Source organism: Actinoalloteichus sp. AHMU CJ021, assembly GCF_002895405.1.
Lineage (GTDB): Bacteria > Actinomycetota > Actinomycetes > Mycobacteriales > Pseudonocardiaceae > Actinoalloteichus_B > Actinoalloteichus_B caeruleus.
On the sequence record NZ_CP025990.1, the window covers coordinates 5,151,006 to 5,173,744 of the forward strand.

General features: G+C 72.5%; 21 protein-coding genes and 2 riboswitches. Of the genes, 19 read left to right on the forward strand and 2 right to left on the reverse strand.

From position 1 onward, the window contains the following. The first annotated feature begins 69 nt into the window (after positions 1 to 69). Genes C1701_RS21890 through C1701_RS21905 form a run of 4 tightly spaced genes read left to right on the forward strand, consistent with a single transcriptional unit; the run spans position 70 to position 3,864 of the window. Positions 70 to 1,134, forward strand: coding sequence for a metal ABC transporter solute-binding protein, Zn/Mn family (locus C1701_RS21890; protein WP_081715416.1), 1,065 nt, complete (start codon positions 70 to 72; stop codon positions 1,132 to 1,134). Further along, positions 1,131 to 2,006, forward strand: coding sequence for a metal ABC transporter ATP-binding protein (locus tag C1701_RS21895; RefSeq protein ID WP_443098130.1), 876 nt, complete (start codon positions 1,131 to 1,133; stop codon positions 2,004 to 2,006). Before C1701_RS21890 ends, C1701_RS21895 begins: the two co-directional genes overlap by 4 nt. Next, positions 2,003 to 2,941, forward strand: coding sequence for a metal ABC transporter permease (locus C1701_RS21900; RefSeq protein ID WP_103056533.1), 939 nt, complete (start codon positions 2,003 to 2,005; stop codon positions 2,939 to 2,941). Before C1701_RS21895 ends, C1701_RS21900 begins: the two co-directional genes overlap by 4 nt. Beyond that, on the forward strand, positions 2,938 to 3,864 hold the full coding sequence (locus C1701_RS21905; RefSeq protein WP_103056534.1) for a metal ABC transporter permease: 927 nt from the start codon (positions 2,938 to 2,940) through the stop codon (positions 3,862 to 3,864). The genes C1701_RS21900 and C1701_RS21905 overlap by 4 nt, the downstream gene beginning before the upstream one ends. A gap of 18 nt (positions 3,865 to 3,882) precedes the next feature. Here the strand turns inward: C1701_RS21905 and C1701_RS21910 are convergent, their stop codons facing one another. After that, complete coding sequence (locus C1701_RS21910; protein ID WP_026418741.1) at positions 3,883 to 4,425, reverse strand: acyl-CoA thioesterase; 543 nt, start codon at positions 4,423 to 4,425, stop codon at positions 3,883 to 3,885. 111 nt (positions 4,426 to 4,536) lie between these two features. Then, positions 4,537 to 4,790: riboswitch (cobalamin riboswitch) on the forward strand. Positions 4,791 to 4,925: 135 nt separating this feature from the next. Here C1701_RS21910 and metE point away from each other — a divergent pair. The 7 genes from metE (at position 4,926) to C1701_RS21945 (ending at position 13,984) form a co-directional block, all read left to right on the forward strand. Next, positions 4,926 to 7,250 carry a 5-methyltetrahydropteroyltriglutamate--homocysteine S-methyltransferase gene (gene metE, locus C1701_RS21915; protein WP_103056535.1) on the forward strand — a complete coding sequence of 775 codons (2,325 nt, stop codon included), beginning with the start codon at positions 4,926 to 4,928 and terminating at the stop codon, positions 7,248 to 7,250. Positions 7,251 to 7,402: 152 nt separating this feature from the next. Continuing rightward, positions 7,403 to 8,488: an S-(hydroxymethyl)mycothiol dehydrogenase gene (locus C1701_RS21920; RefSeq protein ID WP_035292035.1), complete on the forward strand. Its 1,086-nt coding sequence runs from the start codon at positions 7,403 to 7,405 to the stop codon at positions 8,486 to 8,488. Continuing rightward, complete coding sequence (locus tag C1701_RS21925; RefSeq protein ID WP_026418744.1) at positions 8,488 to 9,117, forward strand: MBL fold metallo-hydrolase; 630 nt, start codon at positions 8,488 to 8,490, stop codon at positions 9,115 to 9,117. The genes C1701_RS21920 and C1701_RS21925 overlap by 1 nt, the downstream gene beginning before the upstream one ends. Before the next feature lie 729 nt (positions 9,118 to 9,846). After that, the gene (locus C1701_RS21930) at positions 9,847 to 10,311 is read left to right on the forward strand and encodes a helix-turn-helix domain-containing protein (protein ID WP_030226867.1); all 465 of its coding nucleotides are present in this window, start codon (positions 9,847 to 9,849) and stop codon (positions 10,309 to 10,311) included. Between the two features lie 473 nt (positions 10,312 to 10,784). Continuing rightward, entirely contained in the window at positions 10,785 to 11,357 is a 573-nt protein-coding gene (locus C1701_RS21935; protein ID WP_211237525.1) for a hypothetical protein, read from the forward strand. Beyond that, positions 11,358 to 12,626, forward strand: coding sequence for an MAB_1171c family putative transporter (locus C1701_RS21940; RefSeq protein ID WP_026418746.1), 1,269 nt, complete (start codon positions 11,358 to 11,360; stop codon positions 12,624 to 12,626). 5 nt (positions 12,627 to 12,631) lie between these two features. After that, positions 12,632 to 13,984, forward strand: a complete 1,353-nt coding sequence (locus tag C1701_RS21945) for a cytochrome P450 family protein (protein WP_248783889.1) — start codon at positions 12,632 to 12,634, stop codon at positions 13,982 to 13,984. Positions 13,985 to 14,078: 94 nt separating this feature from the next. Here the strand turns inward: C1701_RS21945 and C1701_RS21950 are convergent, their stop codons facing one another. Continuing rightward, positions 14,079 to 14,693: a superoxide dismutase gene (locus C1701_RS21950; protein ID WP_026418747.1), complete on the reverse strand. Its 615-nt coding sequence runs from the start codon at positions 14,691 to 14,693 to the stop codon at positions 14,079 to 14,081. Between the two features lie 351 nt (positions 14,694 to 15,044). Here C1701_RS21950 and C1701_RS21955 point away from each other — a divergent pair, with 351 nt between their 5' ends. From C1701_RS21955 to gcvP, 8 genes are all read left to right on the forward strand, one after another. Beyond that, positions 15,045 to 15,254: a hypothetical protein gene (locus tag C1701_RS21955; protein ID WP_026418748.1), complete on the forward strand. Its 210-nt coding sequence runs from the start codon at positions 15,045 to 15,047 to the stop codon at positions 15,252 to 15,254. Between the two features lie 92 nt (positions 15,255 to 15,346). Continuing rightward, on the forward strand, positions 15,347 to 16,045 hold the full coding sequence (locus C1701_RS21960; protein WP_245588795.1) for a CDP-alcohol phosphatidyltransferase family protein: 699 nt from the start codon (positions 15,347 to 15,349) through the stop codon (positions 16,043 to 16,045). 66 nt (positions 16,046 to 16,111) lie between these two features. Further along, positions 16,112 to 16,501, forward strand: a complete 390-nt coding sequence (gcvH, locus tag C1701_RS21965) for a glycine cleavage system protein GcvH (RefSeq protein WP_026418750.1) — start codon at positions 16,112 to 16,114, stop codon at positions 16,499 to 16,501. A gap of 147 nt (positions 16,502 to 16,648) precedes the next feature. Next, positions 16,649 to 17,110 (forward strand): glycogen accumulation regulator GarA, encoded by a 462-nt coding sequence (gene garA, locus C1701_RS21970; protein ID WP_026418751.1) that lies wholly within the window; start codon positions 16,649 to 16,651, stop codon positions 17,108 to 17,110. Then, positions 17,107 to 17,814: a transcriptional regulator FtsR gene (gene ftsR, locus C1701_RS21975; protein ID WP_026418752.1), complete on the forward strand. Its 708-nt coding sequence runs from the start codon at positions 17,107 to 17,109 to the stop codon at positions 17,812 to 17,814. The genes garA and ftsR overlap by 4 nt, the downstream gene beginning before the upstream one ends. Before the next feature lie 150 nt (positions 17,815 to 17,964). Next, on the forward strand, positions 17,965 to 18,441 hold the full coding sequence (locus tag C1701_RS21980) for a bifunctional nuclease family protein (protein WP_016698100.1): 477 nt from the start codon (positions 17,965 to 17,967) through the stop codon (positions 18,439 to 18,441). 326 nt (positions 18,442 to 18,767) lie between these two features. After that, positions 18,768 to 19,331 (forward strand): MerR family transcriptional regulator, encoded by a 564-nt coding sequence (locus tag C1701_RS21985; RefSeq protein WP_026418753.1) that lies wholly within the window; start codon positions 18,768 to 18,770, stop codon positions 19,329 to 19,331. A gap of 188 nt (positions 19,332 to 19,519) precedes the next feature. Further along, positions 19,520 to 19,616: riboswitch (glycine riboswitch) on the forward strand. 191 nt (positions 19,617 to 19,807) lie between these two features. After that, positions 19,808 to 22,729 carry an aminomethyl-transferring glycine dehydrogenase gene (gcvP, locus tag C1701_RS21990; protein ID WP_103057146.1) on the forward strand — a complete coding sequence of 974 codons (2,922 nt, stop codon included), beginning with the start codon at positions 19,808 to 19,810 and terminating at the stop codon, positions 22,727 to 22,729. Positions 22,730 to 22,739 lie beyond the last annotated feature (10 nt).

Here is a 22,739-nt window from a genome sequence, read left to right on the forward strand (position 1 = left end):
TGCGCGCGCGACACGGTGTCCCCGATGGGTTGACCAGCGGGCGTAATGATAATGATTTTCAACTAGGGTGTGGGGTTGTCGGCGGCGGTGATCGCCGCCGGCCAGCACGACCGGGAGGACATCGTGCCCGACGAACGACCAGGCTCCGCCACCGACCGGAGGTCGGCCCGACGCCGCCGCGCCAGGGTGATCCTGATCACCACCCTTGTCGCCGTGGTGGCCACGATCGGGTTGATCGTGTTCGCCCTGCGGCCCACCGACGACACCACCGCGAGAGCCACCGGTGACGAGGCCGGCCTCCGCGTCGTCGCCACCACCAACTTCCTCACCGACACCGTCCGGCGGATCGGCGGCGAACACGTCGACGTCGCGGGACTGATGGGCCCCGGAGTGGACCCCCACCTCTTCCAGGCCAGGGCCGGGCACCTCCACCAGCTCCGCGAGGCCGACCTCGTCCTCTCCGTGGGACTGCACCTGGAGGGCAACCTCCAGACCGTCCTCGACGGGCTCGGGGACACCGCGGTCGTCAGGGTCGCGGAGAGCATCCCGGAGTCGGAACTGCTCGCCGCCCCCGACACCGAGCCGGGGGACGGCGAGTTCGACCCGCACGTGTGGTTCGACGTCAGCCTCTGGTCGAGGGTGGTCGAAGGGATCAGGGACGCCCTGGTGGCCGAGGACCCCGAGCGCGCGACCGCCTACCGGGACGCCGCCGACGAGTACCTCGTCGAGCTCGCCGACCTCGACGAGGAGGTCCGGGACCGCCTCGCCGAGATCCCCGAACAGCGGCGCGTCCTGGTCACCTCGCACGACGCCTTCCGCTACCTCGGTCGTGCCTACGACGTCCAGGTCGAGGCGATCCAGGGGATCTCCACGGTGGACGAGGCCACCACGGCCGACATCGACCGCGTCGCGGCGCTGATCGCCGAACGGGGAGTGCGCGCCGTCTTCGTCGAGTCGAGCGTGTCCGGGCAGAGCCTGGAGGCCGTGCTCGCCGCGGCCGGCAGCAGGGGCGCCGAGGTGACCGTGGGCGGCGAGCTCTTCTCGGACGCGGCGGGAGCGGAGGGCACCCCGGAGGGCACGTACGTGGGGATGGTGCGCGCCAACGTCGACCAGCTCGTCGAGGGGCTGCGGTGATCCCGGTCGGGGGCGGGACCCCGGGCGGTCAGCCGGTCAGTCACCAGGGGTCCGCCCTCACCGCGACCGACGTCCGCGCCGGGTACGGCGGCGCGGACGTGCTGGACGGGGTCACCCTGCGGGTACCGGCGGGTCGGCTCGCCGCCGTGGTGGGACCCAACGGGGCCGGCAAGTCCACCCTGGTCAGGGCGGCGCTCGGGCTCGTCCGGTCCAGCGGGCGCTTCACCCTGCTCGACGACACGCTCCGCGCGGTCCGTCGACGCGTCGCCTACGTCCCGCAACGCGACGCCGTCACCAGGGACTTCCCGATCACGGCCGGCCAGGTGGTCGAGATGGGGCGCTACCCCCGGCGCGGCTGGTTCCGTCGACTCACCGAGGAGGACGACGCCGCAGTCGAGGGAGCGCTGCGGCGCACCGGTGTGCTCGACCTGGCCGACCGCCCCCTCGACGAACTGTCCGGTGGGCAACGCCAACGTGTCTTCCTCGCCAGGGCGCTGGCCCAGCGGGCCGACCTCCTCGTGCTGGACGAACCCTTCGCCGGGGTGGACGCCCGCACCGAGGCCGCACTGCTCGACCTGCTCACCGAGCTCTGCCGCGACGAGGGGCGCTCGGTGATCGCGGTGCACCACGACCTCCGCACGGTGCGCGAGCGCTTCGACCACGCCGTGCTGCTCGCTGGTCGGGTCCTCGCCGACGGTGCGCCCGCCGAGGTGCTCCGCCCGGAGCTGCTGGAGCACGCCTACGGCCTCGCCCCGCTGCGCGAGGAGACCGACCAGCCGGGCGCGCGCGCCCCCGCCGGCGTGGCCGCGACCGACCCCCCGGACGGACCGGGGTGGACCCCGGTGACGACAGACGGGGGCCAGGACCGGTGAACTGGCTGATCACCTCGCTGCCCCTGCCCTACCCGGAGGCGGTCGTCGCGGTGGGGGCGGCCGTCATCGGACTGGTCGCGGGTGCGCTGGGTCCCCTGGCGGTCCTGCGGGGCAGGAGCATGTTCGGGGACGCGATGAGCCATGGCACCCTGCCGGGGGTCGTCCTGGGCTTCGTGGTGGCCGGCACCAAGAACCTGCCGCTGATGCTGTTGGGTGCCGGGCTGACCGCGGCCCTGGCCGCGCTGGCCGTGATCGGCCTCGAACGGTACGCGGGCAGCCGCCCGGACGTCGCCATCGGAGTGGTGCTCTCCGCCGCGTTCACCACCGGGATCGTGCTGCTCACCGCGCTGGCCGGCACCGGGAACGCGGGCCAGAGCGGACTCTCCGACTACCTCTTCGGCCAGCCCGCCGGCATGGTGGAACGGGACGTCGTCCTGACCCTCGTGGTAGGGGGGTGCGCTCTGCTGGCGGTCGCCGTCTGGTTCCGCGTGCTGCGCACCGCCGCCTTCGACCCGGGATTCGCCGCCGTCGCGGGGGTGCCCCGCTGGGCCGTGGAGGCGGCCAGCACGGTCCTGCTCGCGGTGGCGATCGTCCTCGGCGTGCGCACGGTCGGCGCGGTGCTCATGGTCGCGCTGCTCGTGGCCCCCGCCGTCGCCGCCCGGCAACTCACCACCCGGCTCGGTGCCCTGCTGACCCTGTCCGCCGCCGTCGGGGCGACGAGCGGAGCCGCCGGAGCGCTCCTCGCCGGACGAGCCGAACTGCCGGCCGGCCCGGTCATCGTGCTGCTGGCCACGTCCGCCGCCGTGCTCGCCGTGCTGTTCGCGCCTCGTCGCGGGGTACTGGTCCGGACCCGCCGGCCCCGTGCCGCCGGCTCGACTCCCCGCGCCCCGCACGATCCGGGGGCGCGGTCCCGAGTGACGGGAGGCGCCCGGTGACCTCCGACGACCTGGTCATCGTCCTGACCGCCGGCCTGCTGGCCACGTCGTGCGGCCTGCTCGGGACCTTCCTGGTGCTGCGCGGACGCGCACTGCTGCCCGACGCGGTCAGCCACGCGGTGCTGCCGGGGATCGTGGGCGTCTACCTGGTGACCGGGGGCCGGGACACGATCGCCATGCTGCTCGGCGCGACCCTCTTCGGCGTGGTCTGCGTGCTCGCCTTCCAGGCGCTCCGCCGCAGCGGGATCGTCGCCTCCGACGCCGCCATCGCGCTCGTCTTCCCCGCGCTGTTCTCGCTGGGCGTGCTGGGCGTCAGCCAGTACACCTCCGGGGTCCACCTCGACCTCGACTCGACCATCTACGGCGAGCTGACCTTCGCGCCGCTGCGCACCCTGGACCTCGGGGGCACCCAGGTGCCCCGGTCCCTGCTGATCACCGGTGCCGCCGCCGTCGTCGTCCTGGCCGTCGTCGTCCTGTTCTGGCGTCCGCTCGTGCTCACGAGTTTCGACCCCGAGTTCGCCGAGGCCACCGGAATCAGGGTGCGGCTCGTCGAACGGGGGCTGTTGGTGCTGGTCGCGGCCGTGGCCGTGACCGCGTTCGAGAGCATCGGAGCCATCCTGGTCGTGACGTTCTTCGTCGTCCCCTCGGCCACGGCCCAGCTGGTCGCCCGGCGGCTCGACAGCATGCTCGGCATCGCCGTCGCCGTGGGCTGGGTGAGCGCGCTGCTCGGGCAGCGGGCCGCCGTGCGCCTGGACAGCTCGGTGGCCGGCTCGATCGGACTGGCCGCGGTCGGGCTCTTCGTGGTGGCCCTGGTGTTCGCCCCGCGACGGGGTCTGCTGTGGCGGCGGCGCGGACGGGTCCCCCGCGACAGCCCGACCCGCCGCTCCGGGACGAGCGCGGGCCCCACTGCCCGACGGGGCTAGGGGAGCGGCCGGCCGGGATCAGCCGCCGTTCGGGTTCCTCGGGTTGTCCGTGCGGTGCTGGCGGATCGCCTCCCGCCGGGCCAGGCGGTGCTGGCGGCGGATCTCGGCCTCCGCCCACCGCCGGCGGTCATCGGGCGTCACCGGCGTCAGCGGGGGCACCGGACGCGGCCGGTTCTCGGCGTCGACCGCCACGAACACGAGGTAGGCACTCGCCACGTGGGTCGCCGGGACGGACTCGTTCCACCGTTCCGCCACCACGCGCACCCCGACCTCCATCGAGGTGCGGCCCGTCCAGTTCACCTGGGCGCTGGCGTGGACGAGATCCCCCACCTTCACCGGCACCAGGAACAGCATCTCGTCCATGAAGACCGTCAGGGCCGTGCCACCGGAGTGCCGGCCGGCGCACGCGGCCGCCACGTCGTCGACGAACTTCATGATCACGCCGCCGTGCACCGTGCCGTAGAGGTTCGTGTCGGAGCCGGTCATGATCTGGCTGAGCGTGGTCGCCGCCGCGGAGTTGGGCTTGCCGGGAAGGGGTGTGCCGGGCGTGTCGGAGGGCATGCCCCGAGCCTAGGTCCCCGCTCATCCCCCACGCCCGCCGACCGTCGGCCCAGCTCACGAGCCCGACCGTCCACCATGTGCGACACCGGCCGAACGGGTCGGTTTTCTCGCTACGATGCGGCCGCTGGTGGTTCGCGAGGCCCCGAGGGGTCGGACGGAGCAAGAGGGAACCCGGTGCGAGTCCGGGACTGCCCCCGCAGCGGTGAGCGGGAACGAACGCCGTCCCCGTCCCGGTCGTGAGACCAGGACGGGAAGAGCACTGGACACCCCCGACGGGGCGCCTGGGAAGCGACGGCCAGTAGGGGCCGACCAGCACGGTCGGCGTGCCCGCGAGTCCGAAGACCTGCCACCGGCGTGCGCGTCGCCCGGCGCGCACCGGTCCGGACCCGGTGGGAGGCACGACCGTCTGCCCCAGGCGCCCGCCTGGCGCGCGGCTCCACGGCCGCGCGGGAACACCGCCTCCCCGGCCGGACGTGGTACGAGCTCGCGAGGAGAGAGCAGTGACCGACGTTCCGACCACCCCCCGCCCCGCCCCGACCCCGTTGGGCTCGACCGTGCTCGGCTACCCCAGGATCGGCCGCGACCGTGAACTCAAGCGCGCCGTCGAGGCGTACTGGGCCGGGCGGATCGACCAGGACGAACTCCGCCGGGTCGGCGCGAGCATCCGGTCCGAGACGTGGACCGGCCTGCTGGAGGCAGGCCTCGGCTCCGTCCCCGGCAACACCTTCTCCTACTACGACCAGGTCCTCGACACCGCCGTCATGCTCGGCGCGGTCCCGGACCGTTTCCGGCGGCTCGGTCTCGACCCGCTCGACACCTACTTCGCCGCCGCTCGGGGACGTGGCGACGCGGCCCCCCTCGAGATGACGAAGTGGTTCGACACCAACTACCACTACCTCGTCCCCGAACTGGGCCCCGACACCGAGTTCTCGCTGTCGGACGACAAACCGGTCGCCGAGTACCGGGAGGCCAGGGCGCTGGGGGTGACCACCAGGCCGGTGGTGCTCGGGCCCGTGACCTTCCTGCTGCTGGCGAAGCGCGCCGAGGACGCGCCGGAGGACTTCACCCCGCTGAGCCTCCTCGACCGGCTGCTGCCCGTCTACGAGCGGCTGCTGACCGAGCTCGGCGAGGCGGGTGTCGAGTGGGTGCAGCTGGACGAGCCCGCCTTCGCGGCCGACCGCTCCGAGGGCGACCTGGCCGCACTCCGCGCCGCCTACGACCGGCTCTCCGCCGTAGCCAACCGCCCGGCGCTGCTGGTCGCCGGCTACTACGGCGACCTCGGCCCCGCGCTGGGCGTGCTCGCCGACACCGGGGTGGAGGCCGTGGCCGTCGACCTGGTGGCCGGCCCCGCCTCCGTGGACGACCTGACCGGGCTGAGCGGCCTGCGGACCAAGACCGTCCTCGCCGGCGTCGTCGACGGCCGCAACATCTGGCGCACCGACCTGGACGCCGCGCTGGGCGCCTGCGCCACCCTGCTGGGGGTGGCCGGCTCGGTGCACGTCTCCAGCTCGGCACCGCTGCTGCACGTGCCCTACGACGTCCGTCGCGAGACGCGCATCGACCCCACCGTCCGCTCCTGGCTGGCCTTCGCGGAGCAGAAGGTCGCCGAGGTCGTCCTGCTCGAGCGCGCGCTCACCGGCGGGACGGGGGAGGTCGCCGAGGAACTGGCCGGCGCCCGGGAGGTCCTGGCCGGCCGGTCCAGCGCCGCCGGTCGCAACCACCAGGTCCGGGCCCAGATCGACGCGTTGCGGCCCGAGCACCGGACCCGGGGCGACTACGAGGTCCGCGCCAAGGCCCAGCAGGACAAGCTGGGGCTGCCGCCGCTGGCGACCACCACCATCGGCTCCTTCCCGCAGACCGACGACATCCGCAGGGCGCGCGCGCTGCGCCGGGCCGGCCGCCTCTCCGAGGACGAGTACCGCCGTCGGATGCGGATCGAGATCGAGCGGGTCATCCGCTTCCAGGAGGACATCGGCCTGGACGTGCTCGTCCACGGTGAGCCGGAACGCAACGACATGGTGCAGTACTTCGCCGAGCACCTCGACGGGTTCGCCGCCACCGAGCACGGCTGGGTGCAGTCCTACGGTTCCCGGTGCGTGCGACCCCCGATCCTGCACGGGGACGTCAGCCGTCCCGCCCCGATCACGGTCGACTGGAGTTCCTACGCCCAGAGCCTGACCGACCGCCCGGTCAAGGGAATGCTCACCGGACCGGTGACCATCCTGGCCTGGTCCTTCGTCCGGGACGACCAACCGCTCGCGGACACCGCCGCCCAGGTGGCGCTGGCGCTGCGCGGGGAGGTCCGCGATCTCGAGGCCGCCGGTCTGCGGGTCATCCAGGTCGACGAACCGGCGCTGCGGGAACTCCTGCCGTTGCGCGCCGCCGACCGTGCCGCGTACCTGTCGTGGGCCGTGGACGCCTTCCGCCTGGCGACCGCGGGGGTCTCGGACGGCACCCAGATCCACACCCACCTCTGCTACTCGGAGTTCGGGGACGTCATCGAGGCGATCGACGGGCTGGACGCCGACGTCACCACCATCGAGGCCGCCCGATCGCGGATGGAGGTCCTGGCGGACCTGCACGAGATCGGGTACCGACGCGGCGTCGGTCCGGGCGTGTACGACATCCACTCGCCCCGGGTCCCCGCGGTCGAGGAGGTCACCGGCCTCGTGGAGGCGGCGCTCGCCGCCGTCCCAGGGCAGCGGTTGTGGATCAACCCGGACTGCGGGCTCAAGACCCGTGGCTACCCGGAGGTCGAGCCGGCGTTGCGCGCGTTGGTGAGCGCCAGCGCGACCGCGCGCGCCGCGCTGGCCGGCGCCGAGTGACGGACTGACGGGGGACGGCCGGCAGGTGGCCGGCGAGTGCGCACCACCAGAACGTGGCGGTGGCGCTCGTCGGCCACGTCCAGCAGGATCTACCTCTGGCCGTGGCCGCCCGTCCCGGGCGGCCGAGCACCACACGAGGGAGGTCCGGTCCGTTGCCGCACGAGGTTCGCGGAGTCGTGTCCAGGAGCAAGGACGCGCCCGTCACGGTGGAGACGATCGTGGTACCCGACCCGGGGCCCGGGGAGGCGGTGGTCCGCGTCCTGGCCTGCGGGGTCTGCCACACCGACCTGCACTACCGCCAGGGCGGGATCAACGACGAGTTCCCCTTCCTGCTCGGGCACGAGGCCGCCGGCGTCGTGGAGGAGGTCGGCGAGGGCGTCACCGACCTCCGGCCGGGGGACTACGTGGTGCTGAACTGGCGCGCGGTGTGCGGGAAGTGCCGCGCCTGTCGGCGAGGCCGCCCCTGGTACTGCTTCGACACGCACAACGCGGCCAGGAAGATGACCCTGGCCGACGGAACACCGCTCACCCCGGCGCTGGGCATCGGGGCCTTCGCCGAGAAGACCCTGGTGCACGCCGGGCAGTGCACCAAGGTCGACCCCGCCGCCGAACCGGCCGTCGCGGGCCTGCTGGGCTGCGGCGTGATGGCCGGCATCGGGGCCGCCATCAACACCGGATCGGTCGGCCGGGGCGACAGCGTGGCGGTGATCGGGTGCGGGGGCGTTGGCGACGCCGCGATCGCCGGGAGCAGGCTCGCCGGGGCGTCGACGATCATCGCCGTCGACATCGACGAGCGGAAGTTGGAGACGGCGCGCCGGTTCGGCGCCACCCACACCGTGGCCGCGCGTGAGGTCGACGTCGTGGAGCGCGTCCGCGAGCTGACCAACGGCTTCGGCGCGGACGTCGTCATCGACGCCGTCGGGCGGCCCGAGACCTTCCGCCAGGCCTTCTACGCCCGTGACCTGGCCGGAACCGTCGTCCTGGTGGGGGTGCCCACTCCGGAGATGACCATCGAACTGCCGCTGCTGGACGTCTTCTCCCGGGGCGGGGCGGTGAAGTCCTCCTGGTACGGCGACTGCCTGCCCGACCGGGACTTCCCCATGCTCATCGACCTGTACCTCCAGGGACGGCTGAACCTCGCCGACTTCGTCACCGAGCGGATCTCGCTCGACGACGTGGAGGAGGCGTTCGAGAGGATGCACCACGGCGACGTGCTGCGCTCGGTGGTGATGCTCTGATGGCCGCCTCGATCGAACGTGTGGTGACCTCGGGCACCTTCAGCCTGGACGGTCAGGACTTCGACGTGGACAACAACGTCTGGCTCGTGGGCGACGACCGCGAGGTGCTGGTCGTCGACCCGGCGCACGACGCGCGGGCGGTGCTGGCCGCGGTGGGCGACCGCTCGGTCGTGGCCGTCGCCTGCACCCACGGGCACAACGACCACGTCAACGCCGCGGTCGAGGTCGCCTCGGCGACCGGCGCTCCTGTGCTGATCAACCCGGAGGACCGCCACCTCTGGGATGTCGCGCACCCCGGCCGGGCACCCGATGGTGAGCTGGTGGACGGTGCCGAGCTCACCGTGGCCGGTCTGACCCTGCGGGTGTTGGCCACGCCCGGTCACAGCTGGGGTTCGGTCAGCCTGCACGTGCCCGAGCTGACCGCGGTCCTGACCGGTGACACCCTGTTCCAGGGCGGCCCCGGTGCCACCGGACGGTCCTTCTCCGATTTCCCGACGATCATCGCCTCGATCCGGGACCGCCTGCTGACGTTGCCGGCGGAGACCGTCGTCCACACCGGGCACGGGGACACCACGACGATCGGAGCGGAGGCCCCGCACCTCCAGGAGTGGATTGACCGGGGGCACTGACCTCCGGCCCGTCACCCGGGTGGCCCTCGGGGTGACGAACGGGCGGTCCGACCGGCCAGCGCGCCCTCGGCGAGGGGTGGTCGGTCGGAACCGCCCGTCGGCCCGATCCCCCTCCCGCCGACGTGGCCCCGTCACCGCCAGGGGAGCTCCGCGCCTCCGACGGGAGCCCGCCCACTCATCCGGTCCGGCTCCGGCGCCCCCGAGTTCCCTCGGGTCCCCGCCCGCGACGTCGGGAGCCGGCGGGCGGGTTCACGGCTCCTGGCCCCTGGCGGGACCGTCCCTGCCAGCGGTGCGCCGGCTCCCCGGTGTGTGGGGACGCCGGACGTGGCGGCGACGGGAGACGGAGAGAGCGGGGAAGCGGAGCCGTGCCATCGCGATCCTCGCCGGCCGTGGGCCGGCTGGCGGTAGGCTGTGGTCGTTCGGGCTCGCGGTGTCAACACCCAGTGCCGGGATCGGCGAGAACGGGGTGTGGACGAGGGATTTGCCCACCACCTGGGTGCCTCCCCTGCGCCCAAGTGGTGGACTGCCCCCCAGCCCCCAGACAAGGAAGACCGGTGCCCCCTCGGCATTTCCACTCCACTGAAAGTGGATCGGAGGATGCTTTCAGGACAGTTGAGTCGTTCCTCGCCGCGAGTCTAAGGTGAGAGCGGAGTCCGTTTCAACCCACGTGAAGAGATTGCTCCGTTGGGGTCGTTGTGAGTCTAAGTCGGGGGGACTGAGAGGGTGGCGATGGCCGAGGCGGAGAAGCCCGAGACGCGCACACTGGCCGGCAAGCTGAACCACCTCTTCGCCCGCGTGCACCCGCCGGGACAGGGGGAGTACAGCAACGAGCACGTCGCCGCCGCGATCCGCGAACGTGGGGTGAACATCTCCCAGAGCTACATCTGGGCGCTCCGGAAGGGACGGTCGGACAACCCCACCAAGCGGCACCTGGAGGCGCTCGCCGAGTTCTTCGGAGTCCACGTCGGCTACTTCTTCGACGACGCGCTCGCGCACCGTGTCGACGCCCAACTCGACCTCGTCAACGCCCTGCGCGACGCCAACGTCCGGGACGTCGCCCTCCGCACCATGCAGCTCGACGACGACGCACGACGCTCGGTGGCCCGGATCGTGGAGGAGATCAGCCAGATGCGGGCCGCTGGGCGGACGCCCCCACCCGCCACGGCGTCCGACACCGACGACCCACGTCGCTGAGCCCGGGACCGGGGCAGGGGCGCGGTCCCACTCCCCGCTCCCTCCTGCCAGCCGTCCCACTTCCCGGCGTCCACCGGGGCGGGCAGGTCGGGACTCGTCCGCGCGCCGCGCCGCGCTTCGCTGCTCCAGGCGGAGATCCGTCGTTCGGCCGAACGGTGGTGCCCCGGGTTGGGGGGATGTCGGGCTCGCTCCGGACGGCATAATGATCGGCGGGTCCCCCGCCAGCCCGCCACGTCGGTCACCCGCGCGGTGCGCACCGCGGTTGACCCGCCGCTGGTGGTCCTACACCCGGGGTGCCCCGCCGTCCGCCGGGCCAGCGGCCACCCGTGGTGTGGCGGCCAGGGGAACCACGGGTCCGGCCCGGACACGGTCACGAGCCGTGCCGCCCGCCCTCGAGGAGCACCGGGAGGGAAGGGAACGTGGTCGGTGACCAGCGGACGCGGACGACGCGGCAACCCCTGGCGTGCCTACGGATGGCACGCCCGCACGCGCCGCCGTTGACGAGGGAGGTGGCCACCTCGGTGCACTACCACGACCTGCGCCGGCGCTGTGAGGAACGGGTGCGTCAGCTCGACCGGAGCGCGGGGATCCCCCGCCCGTTCGACCTCACCGTGTTCCTCGACCGGCTCGCCCACCACCGAGGGCGCCCCATCACGCTGCACCCCAGCGACCACGTCGCGGGCCGGGCGTGCGGGATGTGGCTCGATCTCGGCGACATGGACGTGATCGCCCACGCCCGGACGACCCCCCTCCACGTGTGGCACATCGTGCTGCACGAGGTGGGGCACATGATCTCCGACCACGCCGGGGCGCACCTGCTGGACCGCGACTTCCTCCGCGCGCTGGCCCCGGACCTCGATCCGGACGTGGTCGTGAGGACCTTAGGGCGTTCCTCCTACTCCGCGGTGGAGGAACAGGAGGCCGAGATGATCGCCTCGCTCATCCTGGGGCGGGCGGGCGCACCACCCAGGCGCTCCCACCGATCGGACACCTCGCCGGACATCGCCCAGGCCGCGGACCGAGCCGAAGACATCTTTGGGGTGTGAATGGTCACCGCACTGTTCCTGACCGTCTCGCTGCTCGTCTCCCTCGCCGCGGCCTTCCGGGCGGTGCGCAACCTGAGACGGGGCCCTGGCGGGAACCCGGGCAGGTGGGCGCTCGTCGGCGTGCTGGGTTCACTGGGGTTCGCCTTCCTCGTCCTCGCCCCCGCGACGCAGGCCGTGCTCGCCGGCATCTACCCCAACATCGGCCGGTTGCTGTCCAACCTCGGGACCCTCGCCGCCGCCTTCTCCGCGGTGATGCTGCTGCTGTACCTCGCTCACCCGCCCGAGGAGGCACGCCGACGGGCCCCCCGCCGGTTCCTGGTGTTCGCGGTCGCCGAACTCGCGCTCCTCGTCCTGTTCCTCGCCGCCGACATCCCCGAGTCCCGGGGGCTGTTCGGCGAGTACTACTCGACCCACCCGACACTCGCCGGCTACGTCCTCGTCTACTCCGCCTACCTGGGCGCCGTCCTGGTCGACCTCGCCTGGCTGGGGTTGAGGTACTCGAACGCCACGGGCGGGAGCCTGCGCATCGGACTCCGGGTCCTCGCCGTCGGCTGCGTCCTGGGACTCTCGTACGTCGCGGAGAAGCTGTACAGCACGACGCGCGCCGCGTTGGAGGGGCCCGAAACCGGGTCGGAGTCCTACTGCGTCACGCCGTTCGACAACTTCGGCTGCGCGATGTCGGTCGGGATGCCGGCGGCGTCCGTGCTGGTCATGACCGTCGGGCTGCTGCTGCCCGCCGTCGCCCCGATCATCAACCGGCTCGTCAGGGCTCCGGGGGAGTGGCGCGCCTACCGTGAGCTGCGCCCGCTGTGGGCGGCGCTGTACGAGGCCGTGCCGGAGATCGCGCTGACCTCCCCCGACGCCGTCAAGGGCGACTACGGCCGGCGCGACGTGGGCATGCGCCTCTACCGCCGCGTCATCGAGATCCGGGACGGTGTGCTCGCGCTCCGGCCCTATCGGGACCCCTCCGTCGCCGAACAGGTGGGCGGCGCGGGCCGCGCGGCCGGTCTCACGGGAGAGGACCTCGCCGCCACCGTCGAGGCGGCGGTGATCAGCGCGGCCATCGCCGGCGCCCGGTCCGGCCGGCCGGTCGACCCCGGTGGTGGCGACTCGGCCTCCCCCGACCCCGGGCCGGAGACCGCCCTACCGCCTGACCTGGCCAGCGAGACCGCCTTCCTGCGTCGGGTCTCGGTCGCCTTCGTCTCCTCGGCGCTGGTGCGGCCCCACCGGGGCGAGCGCGCCTCCGACGACGTGCCCTCGGGGGCCTGATCGGCATGGCGGCAGCAGGGGAGCACCACCCGGACGTCCCGAAGCCCGGCCAGGGGGCGGACGGCCCGGCCGAGCGCCCGATCGGGGCGGGTTGTCCCTCGGCGGCGGCACGGCGGGCACCAGACCAGCCGCCCACCGGGGACGAGGACGGGCCCGACCTCTTCCAGGACGAGTGGTTCCGCGACCCCCACCCCACCTACGCCCGCCTGCGGGCCGAGTGCCCGGTGCGCCAGGTCAGGTCCCCCGGGGGCCACGAGGCCTGGATCGTCCTCGGGTACGCCGAGGCCCGGGAGGCCCTGGCCGACGGCAGGATCAGCAAGGACGTGCGCGCCGCGGGCCACATCTTCGCGAGGAGCGGCCGGCGCAGGGACCTCGCCCCGGCCGTCAGCCAGACCATGCTGGCCACCGACCCACCGGACCACACACGGCTCCGGGGCCTGGCCAGGGCGGCCTTCACACCGGCGGCGGTCCACCGCCTGCGCCCGAGGATCCGGGCCATCGCCGAGGGACTGGCCGAGTCGATGGCGGCCGAGGCCGGCCCGGTGGACCTCGTCGAGCGTTTCGCGCTGCCCCTGCCGGTGACCGTCATCTGCGAACTGCTCGCCGTCCCCGAGGCCGACCGCGCGGCGCTCGGCGCGTGGTCCTCGCGGCTTTTCCTCGCCGGGCAGCCCGAGGTGATCGACGAGGCGTCCCACCAACTCGCGGACTACCTGTCCGAACTGGTCGAACGGCGTCGCCGCCAACCCGGCGACGACCTGCTCTCCGAGCTGATCGCCGCCCGGGACGCGGGCGACCGGCTCAGCGAGGGCGAACTCGTCTCGCTGGCGGCCCTGCTGCTGATCGCCGGCCACGAGACCACCACGAACCTGCTGGGTACCGCCGTGCTCTCCCTGCTCACCCATCCCGAGCAGCTCGCCTGGCTGCGCGCGGACCTCGCTCGGCTGCCGGCCGCGGTCGAGGAGCTCCTGCGGCACGACGGTCCGGTGAACGTCGCCACCTTCCGGTTCACCACCGAACCGGTGCGGCTCGCGGGGGTCGACCTGCCGGCCGACGCCGTCGTGATGGTCTCGCTCGGTGCCGCCGACCGGGACCCGTCCCGTTTCCCCGAGCCCGACCGGCTGGACCTCCGCCGACGGAGCGCGGGCCACCTGGCCTTCGGGCACGGCATCCACTACTGCCTCGGAGCGCCGCTGGCGCGGGCCGAGGCCGAGATCGGTCTGGGGGTGCTGCTGAGGCGGTTTCCCGGGCTCCGGCTGGCCGGGCCCCCCGAGGAGGTCGGGTGGCGCCGGAGCAGGCTCATGCGGGGCCCGGAGAGCCTGTTCGTGTTGACCCGGGCCGAGGCGGGCACGGCACCCTGACCGGCTCGGTACCACCGACCGCGTCCTCGGGCAACGCGCCCACGTGGCGGGGCGGACCGGCTCAGTGGCGGCCCGCCCCACCCCGCTGGTCGGATCAACCGATCTTGACGCCCCGGGCGGCGGTGAACCGCTGCGTCACGTCGGCCCAGTTGACGATGTTCCAGAACGCCTTGACGTAGTCCGCCTTGACGTTGCGGTACTGCAGGTAGAAGGCGTGCTCCCACATGTCGAGCATGAGCAGCGGGTACGAGCCGGCGGCCAGGTTGCCCTGGTGGTCGTAGAGCTGCTCGAGGATCAGCCGCTGCCCCAGCGAGTCCCAGGCCAGGATCGACCAGCCGGAGCCCTGGATGCCCAGCGCGTTCGCCGTGAAGTGCGCCCGGAACCCGTCGAAGGAACCGAAGAACTCGTCGATGGCCGCGCCCAGCTCGCCGTCCGGCTTGTCACCACCGTCGGGGGACAGGTTCGGCCAGAAGACGGAGTGGTTCACGTGACCGGCGAGGTTGAACGCGAGGTTCTTCTGGAGCAGGTTGGCCGAGCCCAGGTCGTTCTTGTCCCGGGCCTCCGCCATGCGCTCCAACGCGTCGTTGGCGCCCTTGACGTAGGTCGCGTGGTGCTTGTCGTGGTGCAGCTCCATGATCTCGCCGGAGATGTGCGGTTCCAGCGCCCCGAAGTCGTAGGGCAGATCGGGCAGCGTGTATGGCGTGGTCACAGGTCCCACCTCATGTCGGGCAACGGTCAACACGGAAACCCGGGCGTCGGCACCGACGGTGTCGCCACCCGGCTCTCGTAAAGCTACCGCCGGAAGATCGGGCGAGCAGGCGGAGGGGCTGGGCCACGCGACCGTTCGTCGGTCGGCCCGGACGACGAACGGTGCCATCGGGACGCGCGGCCGGTCAGCCCGGCACCACCGGTCCGCGCTGCTCGGCGAGCTGCTCCGGCCGGTCGGCTCGCCGCGAGGCAGAAGAACGTGAGAAGCGCTTGCCTCTGTCCGAGAATCTGGATCAGGGAGCTAACGCGGCACGCCGTGGTGCCGACAGTCCTGATGGAGGTGCGACCGCGCATGAGCGTTGACATGGCCGTGGGAACCGAGACGACGTCCGACACCCCGCCGACCACCCCCTTCACCGTCGTGTGGAGTAGGGGCCACGCGTACGTCCTCGAGGACGCCCCGGGCCGGGCCCGTTGGGTCGGCGTGGACGACAGGGGGCGTGCCCTGACCCTCACCAACGCGCAGCTCCAGCGGCGCGGTTGGAGCCGCACGAGCTCCTGACGGGAGCACTCGGCGCCCCAGTCAGGCCGGTGTGTAAGGCTTGACCTGGGGCGCGAGGGGGCAAGCGGCCCTGGGACCAGGACGTGAATGGGGTGGCGATGGGGCCCGAGGGCAGGCCGAACGAGCAGGGGGCACCGGACGGCTTCCTCAGCGCGCAGCTGGGAGACACCAGCTGGACGGCGATCAAACAGGACCGGATCCTCACGGTCCCGAACCTGTTGAGCTTCCTGCGGCTCGCCGGGGTGCCGGTCTTCCTCTGGCTGCTCCTCGTCCCGCGCGCGGACGTCGCCGCGCTCCTGATCCTGGTGCTCAGCGGTATCACCGACTGGCTCGACGGGAAGCTGGCCAGATGGCTGGACCAGTCGAGCCGGTTGGGCGCCATGCTCGACCCGGCGGTCGACCGGTTGTACATCGCGGCCACCCTGGTGGCCTTCGCGATCCGGGACATCGTGCCGCTCTGGCTGGTCCTGGTCCTCTTCGCCAGGGAGATCGTCCTCGGTCTCGCCCTGCTCGTCCTCCGACACCACGGGTTCGGGCCCTACGAGGTCCACTACCTCGGCAAGGCGGCGACGTTCTGCCTGCTCTACGCGTTCCCGCTCCTCCTGTTGGCGCAGGGGACCTCCACCGTCAGCCTCATCGCGCAGCCGGTGGCGTACGCGTTCACGGTCTGGGGCTGCGCGCTGTACCTGTGGTCCGGGCTGCTGTACCTCTGGCAGGGCGCGCGGGCCGTCCTCGGGAGCGGGGCCGCGGCGGGGACCCGCCCCGAGACCAGCGGGGTCAGCTCCGAGTAGGGGGGAGTTCCGCCGGCACCGGCTCCTTGGCAGGATGAGCCCAGCGAACCAGTGATCGGAGGAGAGATGTCGGCGGTTCCGGAAGAGTTGCGCTATACCCAGGAGCACGAGTGGGTGGCGATCCAGGAGTCCGGCACGGTGCGGATCGGCATCACGGACTACGCGCAGCGCCAGCTCGGGGACGTGGTGTTCACCCAGCTGCCGGAGCCGGGCCAGCGCTTCGCGACCGGCGATACGATCGGGGAGGTCGAGTCGACCAAGTCCGTCTCCGAGATCTACATGCCCCTTGCCGGCGAGGTCCTGACTCGGAACACTGGGTTGGAAGATCAACCGGAGTCCCTGAACGAGGACCCGTACGGGGACGGGTGGATGATCGAGGTGCGGCCGGACGACCCGAGCGAGCTCGAGGGTCTGCTGGACGCGGGTGAGTACGCCAAGCTGGCCGACAACGGCTGAGCGGGCGTGGGAACTGTACGAGAGGGATTGGCGCCGGTTCCCGGTCGCCAATGTTCATGACCACGGGAGTCGGGCCACGTGCGTTGGTGGCGGCAGGGTAGTTTGAGATCGGCTTTGGATCGCCTAACCAGCAGGAGGAGAGCTCAGGTGAGCACCAACGACGGGCCCGGCACTCCGCCGGAGCGGTCCCCGGAACAGACCTCGGTCTTCCGCGCGGACTTCCTCAACGAGGTGGAGCCTTCCGACTCCCCCGCGGCGGAGCCCGCGGTCTCGGGGGTCGACGCTCTTCCGACGGGTTCCGCGTTGCTGGTGGTCAAGAGGGGCCCGAACGCCGGGTCCCGCTTCCTGCTCGACAGGGAGACCACCAGTGCGGGGCGTCACCCGGACAGCGACATCTTCCTCGACGACGTGACGGTGTCCCGCCGTCACGCCGAGTTCCGCCGTGAGGGCGACGAGTTCGTCGTCGTCGACGTCGGCAGCCTGAACGGGACCTACGTCAACCGGGAGCCCGTGGACACCGCGGTGCTCGCCAACGGCGACGAGGTCCAGATCGGCAAGTTCCGGCTCGTCTTCCTGACCGGTCCGATCGGGGGCCAGGAGGAGCGGTGACCCCGGCCGGGCGGCCCGGACACGAGGCGATCAGCGTCGGGGCGGTGCTCACCGAGCTCCGTCCCGACTTCCCCGACCTGTCGCTGGCCAGGGTTCTCTTCCTGGTGTCGGAGGGCTTGGTATCGCCCTCCGAGTCCCGGTCCGGGTCACCCGTCTTCACGTCGGACGACATCGCGCGCCTCCGCCTGGTGCTCGCCGCTCAGCGGGACCAGGGGTTGCCCCTGAGCTGGATCCGCGATCGACTCGAGGCCGACCCGCGCTGGAGCGGTCGGAGCGAGGAGCGCCCGGACCCGTGCCCGGGCGATGCGGCGGAGGACGCTGGTCGCGCGGCCCGGCTGACCCGGGAGGAGATGCTCGCCGCCGCCGGCATCGACGAGGTCATGCTGGTCGAGCTCGAACACTACGGACTGGTCCGGTCGGGAGCTGTCGGCTTCTTCGACCGGGACGCCGTGCGGATCGCGCGCCTGGTGCGGCACGCCGCCGACTACGGTCTGGAGCCGAGGCACCTCCGAGCCCTGCGGACGTCCGCCGACCGGCAGGTAGCGTTGATGGCGCAGGCCGTCGCCCCACCGCAGAGGCCGTCCGACCGCGATCCCCACGCCGGCCTCCGGGCGGAGGAGAGGCTGCGGGAGCTGTCCGCCCTCTCGGCGACCCTCTACGAGCTGCTCCTGCGGTCGAGCGTCCGGAGTACCGGTGGTTGGTGAGCGGACGGCGGCCATAAGGATGGTTGCCGAGTTGACACGAAGAATCACGAGCGTAGTGAGCCCGAGGCGGGTAGCGTCGATGCTGTCAGTGCGCCATCCTCGATTGTGTGATGTCCGCTCGACGTGGTTCGCGGGAGGAGGGGAGGCCCGATGAGCAGCGAGATGCGTGTGGTCGGCGTACGGGTGGAACTACCCGCCAACACACCGATCCTCCTGCTGCGCGAGGTCGAGGGTGAGCGCTACCTGCCGATCTGGATCGGCTCGGTGGAGGCCACCGCGATCGCCCTCGAACAGCAGGGTGTTCGGCCTCCACGTCCCCTGACGCACGACCTCCTCAAGGACGTGATCGGCGCGCTGGGCCGGGAGCTCGAGCAGGTGCGGATCACCGACATGCGCGAGGGCACCTTCTACGCGGAGCTCGTCTTCGACGGCGACGTCCGGGTGTCGGCCCGTCCGAGCGACTCGGTCGCACTGGCCCTCCGGGTCGGGGTTCCCATCCACGCCGACGAGGAGGTCCTCTCCGAGGCCGGCCTGATGATCCCGGACGAGCAGGAGGACGAGGTCGAGAAGTTCCGCGAGTTCCTCGACTCCGTCTCGCCGGAGGACTTCCGGGGCGCCGACACCTAGCCCTCGCGCCCGCGTCACCCGCCACGGACGGCGAGCGCCGCGACGGCGGGGTCGATTCCGCTGAAGGATGCTTGTTCAGTCAATCGGGTGATCATGGTGCCCCTCGAGTTGCGGCCCCCGAGCACCCCCACCAAGGTCGAACGTAAATTCAGCGTGTGGAGTTCTCCGCGCGTCGCGTTGACCTGTTCGCACGCCAGTCCTACCGTCATCCAGGACGAGGCGCACCCGTGGTGCCACCTCAGGTGCATACTCAGATGTCCGGTGGTCCGGATCGACCACCAGGGCGACGTTCGTCGGTCTCGGGACCGCACGAGGAGGAGGCAGGCGTGGTCGAGGATTCGCCCATCCAGACAACTCCGGGTGAGCAGGGCGCCTTGTTCCCGGACTCGCTGCTGCCGGACGAACTGGTCGGCTACCGGGGCGCCGCCGCCTGCCAGATCGCGGGCATCACCTACCGCCAGCTCGACTACTGGGCGCGGACCGGTCTGGTGGGGCCCTCCATCCGCAGCGCCCACGGTTCCGGCAGCCAGCGGTTGTACTCCTTCAAGGACCTCCTGGTCCTCAAGGTCGTCAAGCGGCTGCTCGACACCGGGGTGTCCCTGCAGAACATCCGGGTGGCGGTGGAACACCTCCGAAAACGAGGTGTCCGGGACCTCGCGAGGATCACGTTGTTCAGCGATGGCACCACCGTGTACGAGTGCACGTCGCCCGAGGAGGTCGTCGACCTCCTGCAGGGTGGGCAGGGCGTGTTCGGCATCGCCGTGAGCGGAGCGATGCGGGAGATCAGCGGAACGATCCACGAGTTCCCCGCCGAACGCGCCGACGGTATGGAGATCCAGGAGGACCACGTCGACGAGCTCTCCCGACGGCGAGCCCAGCGCACTGGTTGAGCCGCGCGTCGCGGCAGGGCGCCCGGCGGGCCGGATGACGGCTCGGTATCCCCGGAGCGGCCCGAGGTGACCACGCCGGGTGACCCCGGCGCCGCGTCGGAGGGGCGGCCGAGGTCCAGTGCGCGGGACGATCCGCACGGGCAGGGGCGGGCGCGCCACGGCCGGGTAGGCTGACGCGTGTAGTCGTAGGACTCCACGCGGGAGAGTCCGCACCGCATGCCGGTGCGGCGCCGAAGGAGCAACTTTCCCCGGAACCTCTCAGGCAGCCAGGACCGCGTGGACGAGACACCTCTGGAAAGAGGGTGGGTGAGCGGGCGGGTTCCGACCCGGCGTTGACCAGCCCCGCCGACGGTGCAAGTCCGGTGCTGGTGGACCGGGCGAAGCTCTCAGGCACCCGCGCGCCGGGTAGCGACAGAGGGGGAGCCCTCGCCATCCTGCCCGGAGGCGGGAAGCCCGACGACTACCGAGGTCCGGTCATGACGACGTCAGAGCACGCCCTCCGCCCCACACCAGCCCTCTCCGAGTTGGAGCGAGCCACGCCGTTCGCCGACCGCCACATCGGCCCGGACGACGCGGGACTGGCCCGGATGCTGTCGGTCGTCGGGGTCGGCTCGCTCGAGGAGCTCGCCGACCGCGCGGTGCCGGCGGACATCCGCGACGACAGCCCGGCCGTGGGGCTCGAACGGCCGCTGTCCGAGCACGAGGTCCTCGCGGAGCTGCGCGGCCTGGCGGCCAGGAACCGGCCGATGGTCCAGATGATCGGTCTCGGATACCACTCCACGATCACCCCGCCGGTGATCCGGCGGAACGTGCTGGAGAACCCGGCCTGGTACACCGCCTACACCCCCTACCAGCCCGAGATCTCGCAGGGGCGGCTGGAGGCCCTGCTCAACTTCCAGACCGTGGTGGCCGACCTCACCGCCCTGCCCGTCGCCAACGCCTCGATGCTCGACGAGTCCACCTCCGCCGCCGAGGCCATGACCCTGCTGCGCCGGGCCGGCCGGTCCCGGTCCGACCGGTTCCTGGTGGACGCGGACACCCTCCCCCAGACCGTGGAGGTGCTGCGGACCCGGGCCGAACCCCTCGGGATCGAGCTGGAACTCGTGGAGCTGGGCGGCGACGCGGCCCTGCCCGAGGGGGACTTCTTCGGTCTCCTGCTCGCCTACCCTGGCGCCTCGGGCCGGGTCGTCGACCTCGAGGCCGTCGTCGAGGCCGCCCACGAGCGCGGCGCCCTGGTCGCGGCCGCCACCGACCTGCTGGCGTTGACCCTGCTCCGCCCGCCGGGTGAGTTCGGGGTGGACGCGGTGGTGGGCTCGACCCAGCGTTTCGGGGTGCCCCTCGGTTTCGGCGGGCCGCACGCGGCGTTCCTCTCCGTCCGGGAAGGGCTCCAACGGCAGCTGCCCGGGAGGCTGGTGGGGGTCAGCGTCGACGCGGACGGCGCCACGGCGTACCGCTTGGCCCTCCAGACCAGGGAACAGCACATCCGCCGCGAGAAGGCCACCAGCAACATCTGCACCGCCCAGGTGCTGCTGGCCGTGGTGGCCGCGATGTACGCCGTCCACCACGGAGCGGAGGGCCTGCGCACCATCGCGCTGCGCACGCACCGGATGGCCGTGGTGCTGGCCGAGGGGCTGCGGCGGGCCGGGCTCCGCGTGGTCCACGACCACTTCTTCGACACCGTCGTCGTGGAGGTGCCGGGTCGCGCGGAGCGGGTGGTGGCCGCCGCACGCGACCTCGGCGTCAACCTTCGGCTCGTCGACGCCGACCACGTCGGCGTGTCCTGCGGGGAGGACACCACCCGCGGCCACCTCGACCTCGTCTGGCGAGCGTTCGGGTCGGACGCCTCCGTGCCGTCCGACCCGCGGCCCGACGTCGACGACCTGGACCGGCGGACACCGGACGCGGTCCCGGACGGGCTGCGCCGTACCAGCGGCTACCTCACCCACCCGGTCTTCGAGGCGCACCGGTCGGAGACCGCGCTGCTGCGCTACCTGCGCCGACTCGCGGACTCGGACCTGGCCCTCGACCGCACGATGATCCCGCTCGGTTCCTGCACCATGAAGCTGAACGCGACCGCCGAGATGGAACCCATCACGTGGCCCGAGTTCGCCGGGCTGCACCCCTTCGCCCCCGCATCCGACGCCGCCGGGCTGCTGTCCGTGGTCGAGGACCTGGAACGGTGGCTGGCCGAGATCACCGGGTACGACGCGGTGAGCCTCCAGCCCAACGCCGGGAGCCAAGGCGAGTTCGCCGGACTGCTGGCGATCCGCGCCTACCACCGCGACCGGGGCGAGCCGCACCGCGACGTCTGCCTGATCCCCGCGAGCGCCCACGGGACCAACGCCGCGAGCGCGGTGATGGCGGGCATGCGCGTCGTGGTGGTCCGCTGCGACGAGTCCGGGAACGTCGACCTCCCGGACCTGCGCCGGCTCGTCGGGGAACACCGCCACGACCTGGCCGCCATCATGATCACCTACCCCTCGACCCACGGCGTCTACGAGGACACCGTCCGCGAGGTGTGCGCCGAGGTGCACGACGCCGGCGGACAGGTCTACGTCGACGGGGCCAACCTGAACGCGTTGATCGGCCTGGCCCGCCCGGGCCGGTTCGGTGCCGATGTCTCCCACCTGAACCTGCACAAGACGTTCTGCATCCCGCACGGCGGAGGTGGACCGGGAGTGGGGCCGGTCGGCGTCCGGGCGCACCTGGCGCCCTTCCTGCCCAACCACCCCCTCCAACCGGCGGCCGGACCGGCGACCGGGGTCGGGCCGATCAGCGCGGCGCCCTGGGGGAGCGCCTCCATCCTGCCGATCTCCTGGGCCTACGTGCGGATGATGGGCGCCGAGGGGTTGCGACGGGCCACCCTCACCGCCGTCGCCGCCGCGAACTACGTCGCTGCTCGGCTGTCGCCCCACTACCCGGTGCTCTACACGGGCGCGGGTGGCCACGTGGCCCACGAGTGCATCCTCGACCTGCGTGAGCTGACCAGGACGACCGGGGTGACGGTCGACGACGTCGCCAAGCGCCTCGCCGACTACGGCCTGCACGCCCCCACGATGTCCTTCCCGGTCGCCGGGACCCTCATGGTCGAGCCGACCGAGAGCGAGGACCTGGCGGAGCTCGACCGCTTCTGCGACGCGATGATCGCCATCAGGGGGGAGATCGACCGGGTCGGTTCCGGGGAGTGGCCGGCCGAGGACAACCCGTTGCGCAACGCGCCCCACACCGCGGCCTCCCTGGCCGGGGACTGGCGGCACCCCTACGAGCGGGAGCTCGCCGCGTTCCCCACCGGCCGCCACCGGGACAAGGTGTGGCCCCCGGTGCGGCGGATCGACGGTGCCCGTGGCGACCGCAACCTCGTCTGCTCCTGCCCGCCGCTGTCCGCCTACCAGGACTGAGCGGACCGGT

Bases quoted from the DNA above. Each gene is read 5' to 3' on its own strand.
- C1701_RS21940 (WP_026418746.1), top strand. From the start codon at position 11,358: ATGGTCACCGCACTGTTCCTGACCGTCTCGCTGCTCGTCTCCCTCGCC.
- C1701_RS21925 (WP_026418744.1), top strand. From the start codon at position 8,488: ATGGCCGCCTCGATCGAACGTGTGGTGACCTCGGGCACCTTCAGCCTG.
- C1701_RS21910 (WP_026418741.1), bottom strand. From the start codon at position 4,425: ATGCCCTCCGACACGCCCGGCACACCCCTTCCCGGCAAGCCCAACTCC.
- C1701_RS21945 (WP_248783889.1), top strand. From the start codon at position 12,632: ATGGCGGCAGCAGGGGAGCACCACCCGGACGTCCCGAAGCCCGGCCAG.
- gcvH (WP_026418750.1), top strand. From the start codon at position 16,112: ATGTCGGCGGTTCCGGAAGAGTTGCGCTATACCCAGGAGCACGAGTGG.
- gcvP (WP_103057146.1), top strand. From the start codon at position 19,808: ATGACGACGTCAGAGCACGCCCTCCGCCCCACACCAGCCCTCTCCGAG.
- C1701_RS21935 (WP_211237525.1), top strand. From the start codon at position 10,785: ATGGCACGCCCGCACGCGCCGCCGTTGACGAGGGAGGTGGCCACCTCG.
- C1701_RS21930 (WP_030226867.1), top strand. From the start codon at position 9,847: ATGGCCGAGGCGGAGAAGCCCGAGACGCGCACACTGGCCGGCAAGCTG.
- C1701_RS21980 (WP_016698100.1), top strand. From the start codon at position 17,965: ATGAGCAGCGAGATGCGTGTGGTCGGCGTACGGGTGGAACTACCCGCC.
- C1701_RS21955 (WP_026418748.1), top strand. From the start codon at position 15,045: ATGAGCGTTGACATGGCCGTGGGAACCGAGACGACGTCCGACACCCCG.